Raw genomic sequence first — 16,199 nt, forward strand, 5'->3', positions numbered from 1 at the left:
CCCGTACGGGACCCGGCGGTATCAGCGCACGCTGCGGATGGGGAGGATCGCGAGGGCGCCTATCAGCGAGAGCGCGCCGCCGACCAGGAACAGCGGGGTGTACCCGCCCAGGGTGGTGACCACGGCCGAGGCGACGAACGGGGCGATGATCTGGGGTCCGGCGTTCGCGATGTTCAGTACGCCCATGTCACGGGCGGCGTCCTCGGCCCGGGGCAGCACCAGGGTGACGAGCGCGGTGTCGACGGCCATGAAGCATCCGAAGGCCAGGCCGTTGAGCGCGCTGAAGACGAGCATGCCCGTCCACGTCGGACTGACGACGGGGACCACCATGACCAGCCCGGCGAGGGCCGCCGAGACGCCGACGAACACCTTGCGGCGGTTCCAGCGGTCGGACAGCAACCCGCCGACCACCGTGGAGAGGGCCATCGCGACCATCGACACCGGGGTGAGTATCGCCATCGCGGCGGGCGGGGTCAGCCCTGCGGGGAGCGCGATGTGGTCGCCCAGGATGTAGAGCTGGTATCCGACCACCGAGAAGTACCCGAGGACCATCAGGGCGCGCCCGATGAAGGCCCACCGGAAGTCGTGGTTGGCGAGCGCCGACAGGAAGGCCTTGAGCTGGGCTCCCTTGGGGGCGGCGTGCGCGTCCGGGGCGGGCTCGGATCTCGGTACGTCCCGGCAGAAGGTGGTGAGCAGGAGCGCGGCTGCGGCGATGACCCCGCCGAAGACGAGGTAGCCGGTGCGCAGGTGCTCCGAGGTCTGGGAGGCGATCAGCACGCCGACCGTGCCGCCGATGGGCAGGCCCAGTCCCACCAGCGCGGACGCGGTACCGCGCCGGGCGGCGGGCACCCGGTCGGGAACGATCGCGGTGACGGCGGCCTGGTAGATGTTCATGGTCGCCTGGACCAGGCACCAGCCGATCCCGACGAGCAGGGCGGTACTGACGCTGCCGAGGACGGCCAGGCCCACGAGCGAACCGATTGCACCGCCCAGCACCCAGGGGTTGCGGCGGCCGCTGCGGTCGGAAAGGGCGCCGGCGATCGGGTTGAACGCGGTCGCGAAGATCGCGCTGATGCCGCCGATCAGGCCCAGGACGGCCACCTTGTCGTCGCCGGCGATCGCGGCGATCTGGGTGGGCAGGAGGACGGAGCCGACGCCCATGTAGACGGCCATCATCGCGGAGTTCGCGACCAGCAGGAGGAGCAGGAGCCCGCGTCCGCGGGAGGGTTCGGGATCCGCCGGGACGGGCGGGTCGATGATCTCGTTCGTAGCCATGACGACTCCTCGGGGGACGGAGCGGGGAGGTGGCGTGGGGGGACCGCCGGTGCGGTGCGCGGGGAGGGCGGCGACGCCGAGGGTGCTGTCGCGCACGAGGGCGTCGCCGGGGGAATGCCGCGCCGAACGCGAGGCGGCTGACGCGGTGCGATTGCTCGGCGCGGTGCGTGCGGTGCCTGCGGTGCGGTGCGATGGGGATGTGGTGCTGTGCGGGGTGGGGTGGGTGGTGCGTGCTGCGTGTGCCCTGCGGTGCTGTGTGGTGTGGCACCGTCGGCGCTGTGCGGTGTGACGCCATGCGGCCGACACGAGTTTGTTACACGTGTCACTTCAGGTGCTTGGACACTGTGTAGCACCCGTTCCCCGGTCTCGCCAAGGGGTGACACAGGTCTCCGTACAGATCGTGACCCCTAGACGCAGTCCAGGTGGATCACGTGTAACCAACCAAATGCAGCCTCCGGGCGGGTCCAGCCCGACCGAGAACCCTCTTGCCCTTGTGGCGACGGTCACGCTTCCGCAATACTCCGCACCGCACCGCCGCACTCCGGCGGACCCCACCACCTCTCCGCCCCGACCGCGATGCCGGCACGCCCGGGGCGGAGTGTCTCTGGGCGGCCGGGGCGGCTCGGTTACCTCCGACCACCCCCGGCGGCACGAGCTGCTCAGCCACCCCGGGCGGCTCGGTCCCCCTCCGGGGGCTCGGGCGGCTCGGCCACCTCGGGCTACCCCCGGCGGCTCGGTCGTTCGGCTACCTCAGGGGGCTCAGACGGCATAGGCCGCTGGGCCGACTGGGCCCGCTCGGCCAACTCGGACGGCTCGGACGGCTCGGACGGCTCGGACGGCTCGGACGGCTCGGCCAACTCGGCCAACTCGGACGGCTGGGAAACCGCAACCAAGGCAGGTCGGACACCCCCGGCCGCCCAGGAGGCTCGGGCAACCCGGGCGGCTCGGACGGCTCGGACGGCTCGGCTACCCCCAGCCGCTCGGGCGACTGTGCCGCTTGGGCCCACTCGGGCGACTCGACCAACTCCGGTGACTGGGGCGCCCCTCACGGCCCCGGCGGCACCGCCAACCGGGGCCGCTGGGAAACCCCCGGCAGCCAAGGCAGGCCGGGCGCCCCTGGCAGCTCAGGCGGCTCGAGCAGCTCGGACTGGTCAGGCGGCTCGGACGGCTCGAGCAGCTTCAGCCGGCTCGGGCGCCCTCGGCGCCTCGGGTCGCTGGGCCGACTAGGTCGTCCCAGGCTGCTCGACCCACGCGGGGACCCCGGACCGCTCGGGTGATTCTGCCGGTTCCGCCGACTGGACCGATCCGGCCGACCCGGCCCGACGGGGCCCCTCCCGCTCGTCTCCGCATCTGGGGCGCGCCCGGCTGACCTGCGGGGACCCGTACCGCCTACGTCCCGGTCGCTCGGACCCGTACGGCACCCATCCGCCCGGCCCCGTCGACCCCTTCCACAGACCTGCACCCGTCTCCTTCCACACGCCTCCCCGCGCCACTTCCACTCGACTCCGCACATCCCCGTCCTCACTCCGCCGCTGCTCGGGTCAACCCGTCCCCTTCCGCACACCGCCGCAGGGCGCGTCCACACACCGCCACCAGCGCAGCCGCCTCCGCCGCTCACCTCCACGAACCGCCTCGGCACGCGCCCTTCGGCGCGTCCGCTCCTTTCCGTCCCCGCGCTTCGCGCCCGTCCGCCGCCTTCCCACGCTCCCCCGTCACCCGGGGAGGCGGCCACGAAAGGTTCCGCCATGTCCGGTTTCCCCGGCTTCCCCCGTCACGCCGTCACCCCACCTCCGATCCCCAGTCGACCGCCCCGGCGGCCCGTCCCCGCGGCTCCGCCCCGCCACGCCCTTGCCTGGGGCGCGGCGCTGACCCTGCTGTCCGTGCTCATGGGACTGCTCCTTCGCCTGGACGAACGGCCCTTCTTCCAGGGCCTCGACGACGCCTGGGCCTCTTCGCTGAAGGGATCGCCCGCCGACACCGCCAGCGGGTTCGCCACGGTCCTCGACCGTATGGGCGGGCCACTGGGCACGGTCGTGCCGCTGCTGCTGATGGGCTGCCTGTGCATGTACGGACGCTGGCGGTCGGCGCTCTTCGTCTTCACCACGGCCGTCCTGGCCCAAGTGCTCCTGGTACTACCGCTCAAGCAGCTGGCCGACCGACCGCGGCCCCCGCACACCTGGACCCTGGTCAACGACGGCTCGTACCCCTCCGGCCAGGTCTTCAGCGCGGTGGCACTGGTGATCGCGGCCGCGGTGGTGCTGTTCCCGCCGGGCGGCCGGCGCTGGTGGTGGCTGTTCGGTGCGGGCTACACCGGCGCCATGATGTGGAGCCGCACCTGGCAGCACGCCCAGTGGCTGAGCGACACCTTCGCCGGCGCCCTAGCCGCCGTGGGAGCCTGCCTGCTCCTGTGGCGGGCGTTCGCCCCCCTGCTGGAGACGGAGGCGGAACGCATGGCGTCCGACACCCTCTGGGATTGACCGCCCTCCGCGATGCTCAGGGACGGTCCGGCCGAGGCTCTCATCCGACGGGAGCGGGTGGCCTGTCAGCGCCGTCCCTGAGGACCACGCCTTCCGAGCGCCCCGACGGTCAGACCCGGTAGGCCAGACCACGATGCCAGCCGGGGTCCGGGCCGCCAGACCCGACCGGGCCGTCCCACCATCCAGGCGGTCCGTACAGACCGGCCGGGCCCCCAGGATGGGCCAACGGGCCACCTTCGCAGGGCGCTCCGGCGGCACCAGGCGTCGGGGCGACACGAGCCACCCCCGCGAGCCCGGCGTGCAGCACGCCCCGTCCGGGCGCCACCCGGACCGCCTACGCCAGGAAGGACCGCGGTGGCTGAAGACCCCGTGGGGTTGCTGCCCCAAGGGCACGGCCACTGCGGGCGGCCGCGTCCGCACCTTCGCCGCCCTCATGACCACCCGCGAAGGAGACCGGCTGCGCCACGGGATCGCCGACGTCCGTGGGGACGAGCCGTGCAGCTTGGCCGGCTTCGCCCCCGGACCGCTCACCGAACTGGACGCCGTCGTCTACGGATGAGCACCGACTGGCCGTCCGGGCCCGTCGTCGAGGGCCGCGTCAACGGTCTCAAAGCCCCCAAGCGCGGCATGCTCGGAAGAGCGAAACGGCTGCTGCACACGCGGCTTCTCCGGATCGCGGCCAGCCGACGGGCCCTAACCTCGGCCTCCTCGAACCTGACGGTCCAGGAACTCGATCACCCGCGTTTCCGAACGGAGAACCCGGTCTCGCTGCTCAGGAGGCAGAGAGGAGAAGAGGTCGACCAGGACCCGCTTGCGCGGGACCTGGACCATGTTGCCGGAGTAGATCCTGCAACTGGAACACCAGGCGAGCCCGATGCAGCGCTCGAACATCGAGGACTCGGGCGGATGGACGCGGTACTGGTACGAGCAGACGGACGTTCCGCAGGCGGCACATGCTCGTCGACCATCCTCGAGAAGCGTGGCCCAGGTCCCGACCTTCCGCCAATGCTGCCGCCCGGCCGGTGCTCTTCAAGTCGTCACACCGAGCATTGTCCCTCACAGGAATTCACCCAGAGCAGCATTTCCGAGCAAGGCCGGGCCTTCCGGCGCTGCCGAGTCGCCAAGCCAAGGCCTTCCGACACAAGACGGCCGAGCGGGCCTGGGCGTACGAACGAGCCGGGCCAGGCCGTCAGGCCAGGCCGGGCCGGCCGGCCGGCCGGCCACAGGGTCATCGATGGTCAGGACCGTCCGGCATTCCCAGAGCGTCCAGCGGCCGTCGCGGCCGGGGTCAGACCTTCCGGGAATGGCGGGCCGTCCGGGCGGGCCGCCCCTCCGGAGCGCGCACCGCCGACGGGCTGCCCGCGCTGCGGCCCCGCACGCGCGGTCCGGCTCTCGTGCGGACCGGCCGCGGTCGGCTATCCCTCGCCGGCCCGAAGGCCGTCCGCCAACCAGTCCAACTATCGCGAAACATTGACGGTCGCAGAATTCACGCCATACTCTTGGCGGGCCGGCGCGCGTTCGGCGCGCGGCCCAGGAAGGATCGACTCATGGCACCCACCCCAGGACCCGATCACCCCGTGGCACATCCGCCCGCGGGCCCGCTCCGTGGCGCGGTCGAGGACGGGCTCGCCGCCTTCCGGGGCGTGCCCTACGCCGCACCCCCGGTCGGCGAGTTGCGCTGGCGGCCCGCACGGCCGCATCCGGGCTGGAGCGGCACCCGGGACGCGACCACCGACGGGCCCAGCGCCCCGCAGATGTACATGGAGGGCGGCGATCCCGTCCTCGGCGGGCACGGTTCGCCGCCCTTCGACGAGGACTGCCTGACCCTCGACATCTGGACGCCCGCGGTCGACGACGCCCGGCGTCCCGTGCTGGTCTGGATCCACGGAGGCGGTTTCGTCTCCGGCTCCGGGTCGCTGCCGAACTACTCCGGCGCGACCTTCTCCCGCGACGGAGACCTGGTCGTCGTCAGCATCAACTACCGCATCGGCCCGCTCGGTTACCTCCACACCGGCACCGAGGACGAACCGGACGGCGCCGGCGCCAACCACTGGCTGAGCGACCAGCTCGCCGCCCTGCGCTGGGTACGGGAGAACATCTCCGCCTTCGGCGGCGACCCCGGGTCGATCACCGTCGCCGGCCAGTCGGGCGGCGCCGTGTCCACTGCCGCCCTCGCCGGACTGCCCGAAGCCCAGGAGCTGATCCGACGGGTGATCCTGATGAGCCCGCCCTTCGGGCTGGACCTCCCCGCGCCCGACGCCTACCGGGAGCGCACCGCCGCGTACCTGGAACTCGCCGGGGTCAAGACCCTGAGCGAGCTCCGCGCCGTGCCCTGGCCCGAGCTGATCGGCGCCATGGGCGGGCTCTTCGCGCTGACCACGCGCTGGGGGTACTGGCCCACGCCGTTCCTGCCGGTGATCGACGGGGTCACCCTGCCCCGCCACCCGGCGCAGGCCCTGCTGCACGGCGCCGCCGCGGGCATCGAGGTGATGATCGGCTGGACCCGGGAGGAGGCCAACTTCGGTTTCGCCCTCAACGAGGTCTACGCCGCGGCCTCCCGGGAGCAGGTGACCGACCGGATCGCGGACACCTTCGGCCCCGACGCCGCCCCCGGGGTGTACGCGGCGTACGAGCACGCCCGACCCGGGGCCGGGCCGGCCGGCGTCCTGATGGACCTCATCACCGACGAGCTCTTCCGGGTGCCGGCCCTCCGGCTCGCCGAAGCGCGGGCCGCGGCGGGCCGGCCGGTGTGGGCCTACCAGTTCGACCTCCCCGCGGCCGCCTACGACGGCCGGCTCGGAGCGGCCCACTGCCTCGAACTGCCCTTCGCCTTCGCCAACTTCGACCAGTGGGCCCACGCACCCCTGACGGGCGGGCTCGACCCCGCCGTCCGGGACGGACTCGCGCACACCATGCACGAGTCCTGGATCGCCTTCGTCCGCACCGGCGACCCGAACCATCCGGGCATGCCGACGTGGAGCCCGTACGAGACGGACACCCGCACCACGATGCGCTTCGACTCCGTGGTGACCGCGCTCGACGACCTCGCCGGGGACTCCCTGCGCCTGCACGAAGGGGCGCTCGACCGACCCCGGTGACGCTTCCGCCACCCTGGCCTGCCCACCTTGGCCTGCCCACCCCGGCCCGCCCACCCCGGCCCGCCCATCCGGGCGGGCCCGCGCTCCCTTGATCTAACTCGTGTAACCTTCGAATGGAAGGCATCGAGCCGATCAAAAGGAGCGTCGATCGACGTCATGGCCAAAGACACTCCTGTTCCGGCATCCCCGACCAGCGCCGACGTGGCCCGCCTCGCCGGGGTGTCCCGCGCCACGGTCTCCTTCGTCCTCAACGACACCCAGGGCCACCGCGTCGGCGAAGCCGCCCGCGCCCGCGTCCTCGACGCCGCCCGGCAGCTCGGCTACGTACCGCACGCCGCGGCACGGTCCCTGCGGGCCGGCCGCAGCAATCTCGTCCTGATGCCCGCGTCGATCTCCGCGGTCGGCCGCCTCGTCAGCGACTGGGTCGACGAACTGCACAGCGAGCTGGACCGGCACGGCTACACCGCGGTCCTGCACGCGGGGCGCTTCGCCGATCCCCTCGACGCCGCCCGCGCCTGGGCCGAACTGCGCCCGGCGGCCGTCATCGCCCTCGACGGCGACCGCCTCACCGCGCAGGCCGCGGAACTGCTGCGGCGCGCCGGCGTGCGGGGGCTGATCGCCTTCGCCGCCCGCCCCGTACCGGGCGTGCACACCATCGGCTTCGACCACGCCGCCATCGGCGCCACCGCCGCCGAGCACCTGATCGCCCGCGGCCGGACCCGTATCGGCGTGGTCATGCCCCAGGAGCGCGGCCTCGCCACGCTCGCCGCGCCGCGGCTCGCCGGCGCCGAATCGGTCGCCGCCCGGCACATGGCCACCGTGACCCCAGTGGAGCTCTCGTACACCCGGGAGTCCGCGACCGCGCTGGCCCGGCGCTGGCGGAGCCTCGGGCTGGACTCCGTGTTCGCGTACAACGACGAGTACGCCGCGCTGCTCCTCCACGCGCTGCGGGCCGAGGGGATCTCCGTCCCGCAGGACGTGGCGGTCGTGGGCTCCGACGACCTGATCCTCGCAGGGCTCCAGGAACCCCCGCTGACCTCCATCCGCCTGGAGCTGGCCTCGCCCGCCATGGTCGCCGACGCCGTGCACGACCTCATCGAGACGGGCACCACGGCGCCCGTACCCGAGATAGAGGCGATCCTCGTCCAACGCGAGACCTCCTGAGAGCCTGAGAACCCCTCGCGCTCCTTGGCCCGTTCGCACGCCTTCGTGCTCCGTCCGGGCTGTCCGCCCGCCTGTATGGATCAAGCCAGGAAGCCGAAGGGGGGCGCGCGTGGTCGGCTGGGCTCGGCTGGTTGCGGTCCCCCGACGGCCGGCCAACAGCGCAGAAGGAGGAGTCCCCCGATGTCTCGTCGGCATGTCCCGGCCGTCCTCGGCCTCGTCGCGGGCGCGTTGGTGGCGGTCCCCGCCCCGGCCGCTCACGCCGCCACGGTGCAGGTTCGCTGCTCGGTTCCCGATCTCGTCGCGGCGATCAACGCCGCGAACGCCTCACCCGGACCGGACACCCTCCAGCTGGCGCGCACCTGCACGTACAAACTGACGGCGCCGGACCCCGGGAACCCCGGAAATGGGCTGCCGGTGATCACCAGTGAGATCACCATCGACGGACGTGGGTCCACGATCCGGCGGGACGGGCGCGGGCACAAGGTGCCGAAGTTCCGGATCCTCCTCGTCGGCCCGACGGGGAACCTCACGCTCGCCCGCACGACGATCAGCGGCGGCTTCGCCACGGACTGCCCCGCCTTCCCCGATCCCCCGGGCCTGGCCTGCGGCGGCGGCATCTCCAACACCGGCAAGATGAGCGTGACCCGCAGCAAGATCACCGGCAACACGTCCCAGTCCGACGTGTTCGCCCAGGGCGGCGGAATCGACAACCCCGGTACCGGAACCGTGAGCGAGACCGAGGTGACCGGAAACCAGGTCATCTACAGCGGCAGCGACCTCGGCGGCGGCGCCGCGGGCGCCGCGATCGCCAATGACGGTCCGCTCACGGTCACCGACTCCCGGCTGACCGGGAACACGGCGACCGCCACCAAGGACACCAAGAGCTTCGCCTTCGGAGCCGGCCTCATCAGCTTCGCCGAGACCACCGTCACGAACACGGTCATCAGCAAGAACCGCTCCTTCGCCCCGGGCGGGTTCGCGCGCGCCGCCGTCTCCAACGGCGTCCCGGCGCCCGGAAGACTGACCGTCACCGGCGGCGCCATCACGGACAACACCTCGGACGCTCCGCACGGCTTCGCCCAGGGCGGGGGCATCGCGAACAACGCCCTGATGACCGTGAGCGACGTGAAGATCAGCGCGAACCGGGCGATCGCGAAGAACGGCACCGCGCGCGGTGGTGGCGTCCGCGTGGGCCCGTTCGGCACGCTCGACCTGACCGACAGCCAGATCACCGGCAACACCGTCGAGGCACCGGGCGGCACGGCTCAGGGCGGCGGCCTCGACAACCCCGACGGCGGCACGCTGACGGCCAAGCGCAACAAGGTCCTGCGCAACACGGCCACCGCGAAGAACGGCACCGCGCAGGGCGGCGGCCTCTACCACGCAGGGGGAGCCGAGGGACTGGGCACCACCACGCTGGAGGAGAACACCATCAGGCACAACCGGGCGGGTGACGGCGGCGGCATCTTCAAGGCGTCCGGCGTCCTCACGCTGAACGGCGATGTCGTCCGCGCCAATCAGCCGAACAACTGCAGCCCCACCGGCACGGTCCCCGGCTGCACCGACTGACGGTCCTCCCGGAGCCGGGCCGTCTCGTCGGGGCCGTGATGCCCGCGCCTTCCGGCGGGTGGCCGTCCGCGAGCCGGTCGGCCGCCGTCTCCGGGTCCCCCCTCCCGCCTACGGGGCGTAGGGGGGGACCCGACCGGTCCGGCGGCGGCAGCGGGCGCCCCGGTGCCGAAACGCCCACCGCCGGCGCCGTCCCTTCACCGGCTACGGGACCTCAGGCGCTCAGGTGGCGGGCGAGGAAGGCGACGCTGTCGGTGACGATGCGGTCGATGTCGGGAGAGCCGAGGAAGATGTGGTCGGCGCCTTCCACGGGGGTCAGGACGACCTCGCCCCCGGCCTTCGCCAGAGCCGCGGCGAGCTCCTCGCTCTGGCTGTAGGGCACCAGTCCGTCCAGGGTTCCATGGACCAGGAGGAACGGCGGCGGCTCCGAGCCTTCGACGGCGTACGTGACGGGGCTCGCGGCCCGTGCCAGCTCGGGGCGTTCGGCGACGGACGCGCCGAGGAGGGCTTCGTACGGGTCGGGGAACTCGGCTCCGCCGGGCATCGGCGGGAACGCCGGCATGGGGTGCTCGGCGAGGGTGAGCAGGTCGGAGACCCCGTACCAGTCGACGACGGCCCGTACGGCGGTGTCGCCGGCGCCCACTCCGTGCGTGCCCTCCAGCTCCGCCGCGTCCGGGGTGTCCGCGCCGACGACTCCGGCCAGGGCCGCGAGGTGGCCACCGGCGGACTCGCCCCAGACCGCGATCCGGTCCGGGTCGATGCCCAGTACGGAGGCGAACTTCCGGACGTAGCGGATCGCGGCCTTCACGTCGTGCAGCTGGGCCGGGAACGGGGCCTCCAGGCTGTGCCGGTAGTCGATCGAGACGAGGGCCAGCCCCGCCCCCAGCACCGACCCGTGCAGCAGCTCCACGGGCACGGTCGGCGGCGGATAGCGCCGGTCGCCGTCCAGCCAGCCGCCTCCGTGGATCCACACCACGGCCGGGAAGGGGCCCTCGCCCGCGGGTACGTGGACGTCGAGCAGGCGGGGACGGTAGCCGGGCGAGGTCGCGTACGTGATCCCCTCGAAGCGGCGGACCCCGTCCGCGCCCACGACGGCGGACACGGGGGTCCGGAACGGCGGGGGCGGCCAGGTCATGTCCGCCGGATCGATCGCGGCGGGGAGCGATTGCGTCATTGCGGCCCTTCCAATCTGTTCGGCCCGGGGGGCCGGGGGGGTTCAGGTGCGGGTCACACCGCGGCCGAGTGAGCACGGAGCGCTACGGACAAGGCTTCGTAACGTATGTCCGAAATGCTTGCGCGAGCCGGGGAGGAGGCCTAGCGTGTTACACGTGTAATCACGACTCTAGCGACGCATTTCCGCAGACCACAAGAGCACGGGCAGTCCCATTTCCCCGGCAGTTACACGAGCCACCGCGCGAATGTCGTCGCCTTCCCCTCCGGGAGCACGCCATGCTCACCTCCACACCCCCCGCCACGCGCCCCGTCGCCGCCCCGGCCGACCTGGCCGACCCGACCTCCGCGGCCGCCTCCCGGGCCCGCGGCTTCGACCACTGGGCCGCGGAGCCCACCGCCGCGACCGTCCCCCTGATCCGCTCCCGGGTGCGCTCGGTCCTCGACGGCTGGGAAATCTCCGCCGAGATCGCGGACGTCCTGCTGCTGGCCGTGAGCGAGCTGGTCGGGAACGTCGTCCTGCACGCCGCCGACGCGGGCCGCCTGCGCGTCGGGATCTCCCTGCGAGGGGGATGGCTCCAGCTGGAGGTCGCCGACGGAGCCCCCTCGCTGCCACGGCTGCCGCACCCGCGGGGCGAGGCGGACCTAGACGCCGAGAACGGGCGCGGCCTGCTGATCGTGCACCTGATGGCCACCGAGGCTGGAGGTCAACTCAGCGTCCAGGCAGATGAGTTCGGCAAGTCCGCACGGGTTCGCGTGCCGGCCGCCTGACAGGCGGATCGGCGCGGATCGCGGGCTCGAGAGGGGGCCGGAGGAGGCCCGCCGGAGAGCCGCCCGGAAGCCGCCGGAGAGCCGCCCGAGAGCACGATCACCTCACAGAAATATGGCGAGGAATTGACGGCCGCCAATTTATCGAGATACTTGCCCCATCTCCCCCGCTGCTCCCTGATTGAGGTGCCGCCCCATGGAGCTTTCCCCTTCGGCGCACGCCGATACCTTCTGCCGCGACCGGCTCCCGCCGTTCGACCTCTGGCCCGAACTCCACTTCGACCTGCCGGAGTTGGACTACCCGGACCGGCTCAACTGCGCCCACAGCCTCCTCGACGACGCCGTCGAGCGCTGGGGACCCGACCGCCCCTGCCTGCTGACCCCCGACGAGCGCTGGACGTACGGCGAGCTGCTGCGGCGTGCCAACCAGGTCGCCCAGGTGCTCACCGAGGACCTGGGCCTGCTCCCCGGGAACCGCGTACTGCTGCGCGGCCCGAACAACCCCTGGCTCGTCGCCGCCTGGTTCGGCGTGCTCAAGGCGGGCGGAGTGGCCGTCACCACGGTGCCGCTGCTGCGCGCCACCGAGCTCGCCGCACTGTGCGAGATCAGCCTCCCCGCCGTCGCCCTGTGCGACCACCGCTACCTCGAGGAACTCGAATCGGCCGCTGCCGGCGCCGACGGCTCCGCCGAGTACACCGCCCCACGCGTCGTCGCGTACGGCGGCCCCGGCGAGGACGACCTCACCGTCCGCTGCTCGGCCAAGACCGGGGTCTTCACCTCCGTGGACACCGCCGCGGACGACGTGGCCCTGATCGCCTTCACCTCCGGCACCACCGGGCGCCCCAAGGCCACCCTGCACTTCCACCGGGACGTGCTCGCGAACGCCGACACCTTCTCCCGGCACGTCCTGCGGCCGGAGCCCGACGACGTGTTCACCGGCACCCCGCCGCTCGCGTTCACCTTCGGGCTCGGCGGTCTGGTCATCTTCCCGCTGCGCGTCGGAGCCGCCACCCTGCTCCTGGAGACCGCGACGCCGGCGCAGCTGGCCGACCTCGTGGCCGCTCACGGGGTGACCGTCCTGTTCACGGCGCCCACGGCCTACCGCGCGATCCTGGCCGCGGGCGCCGCCGGCTTGCTGGCCGGGCTGCGCCGCTGCGTCTCGGCGGGCGAACCCCTGCCCGCCGCCGTGTGGGAGGAGTTCCACGCCGCCACCGGGCTGCGCATCATCGACGGCATCGGCGCCACCGAGATGCTGCACGTGTTCATCTCCGCAGCCGACGAGGACATCCGCCCCGGCTCCACGGGCCGGCCCGTCCCCGGCTACCGGGCCGCCGTGGTGGACGCGAACGGAGAGCCCGTCCCCGACGGGCAGCCCGGCCTCCTCGCCGTCACCGGGCCCACCGGCTGCCGCTACCTGGACGACCCGCGCCAGACCACGTACGTCCGGGACGGCTGGAACATCACGGGCGACACCTACATCCGCGACGCCGAGGGCTACTTCTGGTACGTGGCCCGCAGCGACGACATGATCGTCTCCTCGGGCTACAACATCGCGGGGCCCGAGGTCGAGAAGGCGCTGGCCGACCACCCGTACGTGGCGGACTGCGGCGTGGTCGGGGTCCCCGACGAACGGCGCGGGATGCTCGTCAAGGCGTACGTGGTGCTGCGCGCGGGCGTCCCGGCCGCCCCGGAGACCGTCCGCGCGCTCCAGGAGCACGTCAAGGCGGCCATCGCCCCCTTCAAGTACCCGCGTGCGGTGGAGTTCGTCACCGAGCTCCCCCGTACGGAAACCGGCAAGCTCAGGCGGGCCGAACTCCGCACCCGGGGAGGGGAGCCGGCCGAGGCCGCCCCCACCACCACTGCCCCGGCGCCGGAGGACGGCGGCTGCGCCGCCGGGTGTCCCGAGGCGCAGGTGCCGCACCTGCCCAGCGTGGTCGTCGAGCGCCGGGTCGAGTGGACCGACACCGATGCGGCGGGCCACTACCACCACTCCACCGTGATCCGCTGGGTCGAGGCGGCCGAGGCCGTGCTGCTGCGCCGCCTGGGCCTGTCGCACCTCTTCGGCAGTACGCCCCGGGTCCACTTCGAGGCCGACTACCGGGCCCGGCTCTGGTTCGGCGAGGCCGTACGGACCGAGCTGCGGGTCACCAAGGTCGGCACGAGCTCCCTCCACTACGCCTTCACCGTCCGCGGCGAGCCGGCCCCGGCGGGCGCGGACGGCACGGAGGGCCCGGACGGCACGGAGGCCGCCACCGGCCGCATGGTGATCGCCCACTCCGCCGCCCGCGCGACCGGGACCACCCCCTGGCCGGACGAGGTCCGCGAGGTCCTCACGAAGGCGGGCCGGCAGGCCCCCGAACTGATCGAGAACAACCGAGGAGGCGCCCCGTGCGCATAGCAGTCATCGGAGGCGGGCCGGGCGGCCTGTACTTCGCCGCCCTGGCCAAGCAGATCTCCCCGCACTGGGAGGTGACCGTCTGGGAGCGCAACGCTCCCGACGACACCTTCGGCTTCGGGGTGGTCTTCTCCGACGAGACCCTCGACGGCATCGCGCAGGCCGATCCCTTCGTCCACGCCGCGATGTCGGCGGAGTTCGCCCGCTGGAGCGACATCGACGTCCGCCACCGCGGCCGGACCCTCACCTCCGGCGGGCACGGTTTCGCCGCTCTGGGCCGCCGTCGGCTGCTGGAGATCCTCCAGGAGCGCTGCGCCGCCCTGGAGGTGGACGTCCGCTACCGCACGCAGTCCCCTCCGCCGGAGCAACTGGCCGCCGAATACGACCTGGTGGTCGCCTGCGACGGCGTGCGCTCGGCCACCCGGGCCGCCTACGCCGACACCTTCGGCGCCGATCTCGACGAGCGCGCGGGCCGCTACATGTGGCTCGGCACGGACAAGGTCTTCGAGGCCTTCACCTTCATCGTCGAGGAACGGGACTTCGGCACGCTCCAGGTGCACGCGTACCCGTACGACTCCACCCGCTCCACCTTCATCGTCGAGATGGACGAGGACACCTGGCAGCGCGGCGGCTTCGCCGGGTCCGCCGGCGTCGACCTGGCGCCCGGCGCCAGTGACGAGGAGGGCATCCGGCGCTGCGAGGAGGTCCTCGCCGGGCACCTGGACGGCCACCGGCTCATCCCCAACAACTCCAAGTGGCTGCGCTTCACCACCGTGCGCAACCAGACCTGGCGCCACGGCAACACGGTGCTGCTCGGGGACGCCGCGCACACGGCCCACTTCTCCATCGGCTCCGGCACCAAGCTCGCCATGGAGGACGCCCTCGCGCTGGCCGCCTGCCTGCACGAGCACCCCGACGTGGAGAGTGCGCTGGCGGCCTACGAGGACGAGCGCAGGCCCGTCGTGGAGTCCACGCAGCGGGCGGCGCAGGCCAGCCTGGAGTGGTTCGAGAACATCGACCGGTACACCGGCCAGGATCCGCACCAGTTCGCCTTCAACCTGCTGACCCGCAGCCGCCGGGTCACCTACGACAACCTGCGTGTGCGCGACGAGGAGTTCACCACCGCCGTCAACGCCTCGGCGCCGGTGCCGCCCATGTTCCGGCCCTTCCGGATCGGCGGTCTGCGCCTGCGCAACCGGATCGTCGTACCGCCCATGGCGCTGTCCACGGCGGTCGACGGGGTTCCGGGCGACTTCGACCTCGTCCACCTGGGCACCCAGTCCCTCGGCGGCGCGGCCCTGGTCATCGCCGGCATGACGGCGGTGAGCGCCGACGGCCGCACCGACGCGGGCTGCCCGGGTCTGTGGACGGACGAGCAGGAGGCCGCCTGGCGGCGGGTCACCGCCTTCGCGCACGGCCAGTCCGACACCTGCCTGGGCATCCAGCTCACCCACGCCGGCCGCCGGGCGGCCGGGGGGCCGCTGCTGGCCGCCTCCCCGCTGCCCTGGGACGAGGGCGGCCCGCTGCCCCGCGAGGCGACCCGCGCCGATATGGACCTGGTCGTACGGGACTTCGTGCGCGCGGCCGAGCGCGCCGACCGGGCCGGCTTCGACATCCTGGAACTCCAGTACGGGCACGGCCATTTGATGTCCGGGTTCCTCTCCCCGCTGACGAACCTGCGCACCGACGAGTACGGCGGAGATGTCGCGAACCGGCTGCGGTTCCCGCTCGAAGTGCTGGGCGCGGTACGGGCGGTGTGGCCGGCCGGGAAGGCCCTCCTGGTCCGCGTCTCGGCCGCCGACTGGGCCGAAGGAGGCCTGAGCGCGGCGGACGCCGTGCACATCGCGCGCGCCCTGGCCGCGGCGGGCGCCGACGCGATCGACGTGTCGACCGGCGAGGTCGTCTCCCACGAGCGGCCGCCCTTCGGCCGCAGCTACCAGACCCCGTACGCCGACCTGATCCGCAACACCACCGGGGTGGCCACCATCGCCGTCGGCGCGATCTCCACCTACGACGACGTGAACTCGGTGATCCTGGCGGGCCGCGCCGACCTGTGCGCGGTGGGCCGCGCCCAGCTCCACGACCCGCTGTGGACCCTGCACGCGGCCGTGGCCCAGGGGTACCGCGGACCGGCCGCCCCGTGGGCCCGGTCATGGCGGGCCGGCAGCGCCCGGCCGCCGGCGGCGCGCACCGACCGGGTGCCGCCGCGCCTCGAACTGCTGCGGCAGCCCGCCGCACCGGTGCACCAGCGATGGCTGCCGCGCGTCGCCGCGCCGGCCCTCTGAA

9 protein-coding genes and 2 pseudogenes are annotated in these 16,199 nt (G+C 73.1%); 9 read left to right on the forward strand and 2 right to left on the reverse strand.

All coding sequences use genetic code 11. The features are described 5' to 3' along the window. Positions 1–21: 21 nt before the first annotated feature. Positions 22–1,275: an MFS transporter gene (locus AC3IYI_RS01285; RefSeq protein ID WP_489408418.1), complete on the reverse strand. Its 1,254-nt coding sequence runs from the start codon at positions 1,273–1,275 to the stop codon at positions 22–24. A gap of 1,745 nt (positions 1,276–3,020) precedes the next feature. On the opposite strand from AC3IYI_RS01285, the gene AC3IYI_RS01290 reads away from it, so the two are divergent. From AC3IYI_RS01290 to AC3IYI_RS01310, 5 genes are all read left to right on the forward strand, one after another. Next, entirely contained in the window at positions 3,021–3,752 is a 732-nt protein-coding gene (locus AC3IYI_RS01290; RefSeq protein WP_489408419.1) for a phosphatase PAP2 family protein, read from the forward strand. Positions 3,753–4,050: 298 nt separating this feature from the next. Next, the gene (locus AC3IYI_RS01295) at positions 4,051–4,311 is read left to right on the forward strand and encodes a hypothetical protein (protein ID WP_489408420.1); all 261 of its coding nucleotides are present in this window, start codon (positions 4,051–4,053) and stop codon (positions 4,309–4,311) included. A gap of 988 nt (positions 4,312–5,299) precedes the next feature. Beyond that, positions 5,300–6,850, forward strand: a complete 1,551-nt coding sequence (locus tag AC3IYI_RS01300; RefSeq protein ID WP_489408421.1) for a carboxylesterase/lipase family protein — start codon at positions 5,300–5,302, stop codon at positions 6,848–6,850. A gap of 156 nt (positions 6,851–7,006) precedes the next feature. Then, positions 7,007–8,014 carry a LacI family DNA-binding transcriptional regulator gene (locus AC3IYI_RS01305; protein WP_489408422.1) on the forward strand — a complete coding sequence of 336 codons (1,008 nt, stop codon included), beginning with the start codon at positions 7,007–7,009 and terminating at the stop codon, positions 8,012–8,014. Between the two features lie 180 nt (positions 8,015–8,194). Beyond that, a complete protein-coding gene (locus tag AC3IYI_RS01310; protein WP_489408423.1) occupies positions 8,195–9,583 on the forward strand; it encodes a hypothetical protein in 1,389 nt (462 codons plus the stop codon). 211 nt (positions 9,584–9,794) lie between these two features. Here the strand turns inward: AC3IYI_RS01310 and AC3IYI_RS01315 are convergent, their stop codons facing one another. Continuing rightward, positions 9,795–10,754: an alpha/beta hydrolase fold domain-containing protein gene (locus AC3IYI_RS01315; RefSeq protein WP_489408424.1), complete on the reverse strand. Its 960-nt coding sequence runs from the start codon at positions 10,752–10,754 to the stop codon at positions 9,795–9,797. Between the two features lie 275 nt (positions 10,755–11,029). Here AC3IYI_RS01315 and AC3IYI_RS01320 point away from each other — a divergent pair, with 275 nt between their 5' ends. The 4 genes and pseudogenes from AC3IYI_RS01320 (at position 11,030) to AC3IYI_RS01335 (ending at position 16,198) form a co-directional block, all read left to right on the forward strand. Continuing rightward, positions 11,030–11,521 carry an ATP-binding protein gene (locus AC3IYI_RS01320; protein ID WP_489408425.1) on the forward strand — a complete coding sequence of 164 codons (492 nt, stop codon included), beginning with the start codon at positions 11,030–11,032 and terminating at the stop codon, positions 11,519–11,521. Positions 11,522–11,714: 193 nt separating this feature from the next. After that, positions 11,715–13,358: pseudogene (locus AC3IYI_RS01325) on the forward strand (AMP-binding protein); the annotation flags it as partial. A 168-nt stretch (positions 13,359–13,526) separates the two neighbouring features. Beyond that, positions 13,527–13,916, forward strand: a pseudogene (locus AC3IYI_RS01330) (acyl-CoA thioesterase); the annotation flags it as partial. After that, complete coding sequence (locus AC3IYI_RS01335; protein WP_489408426.1) at positions 13,907–16,198, forward strand: oxidoreductase; 2,292 nt, start codon at positions 13,907–13,909, stop codon at positions 16,196–16,198. The pseudogene AC3IYI_RS01330 and the gene AC3IYI_RS01335, both read left to right, overlap by 10 nt. Position 16,199: the final 1 nt, after the last annotated feature.

It is taken from the genome of Streptomyces sp. GL_148, from assembly GCF_057834205.1.

Bases quoted from the DNA above. Each gene is read 5' to 3' on its own strand.
- AC3IYI_RS01285 (WP_489408418.1), bottom strand. From the start codon at position 1,275: ATGGCTACGAACGAGATCATCGACCCGCCCGTCCCGGCGGATCCCGAA.
- AC3IYI_RS01290 (WP_489408419.1), top strand. From the start codon at position 3,021: ATGTCCGGTTTCCCCGGCTTCCCCCGTCACGCCGTCACCCCACCTCCG.
- AC3IYI_RS01300 (WP_489408421.1), top strand. From the start codon at position 5,300: ATGGCACCCACCCCAGGACCCGATCACCCCGTGGCACATCCGCCCGCG.
- AC3IYI_RS01305 (WP_489408422.1), top strand. From the start codon at position 7,007: ATGGCCAAAGACACTCCTGTTCCGGCATCCCCGACCAGCGCCGACGTG.
- AC3IYI_RS01310 (WP_489408423.1), top strand. From the start codon at position 8,195: ATGTCTCGTCGGCATGTCCCGGCCGTCCTCGGCCTCGTCGCGGGCGCG.
- AC3IYI_RS01315 (WP_489408424.1), bottom strand. From the start codon at position 10,754: ATGACGCAATCGCTCCCCGCCGCGATCGATCCGGCGGACATGACCTGG.
- AC3IYI_RS01320 (WP_489408425.1), top strand. From the start codon at position 11,030: ATGCTCACCTCCACACCCCCCGCCACGCGCCCCGTCGCCGCCCCGGCC.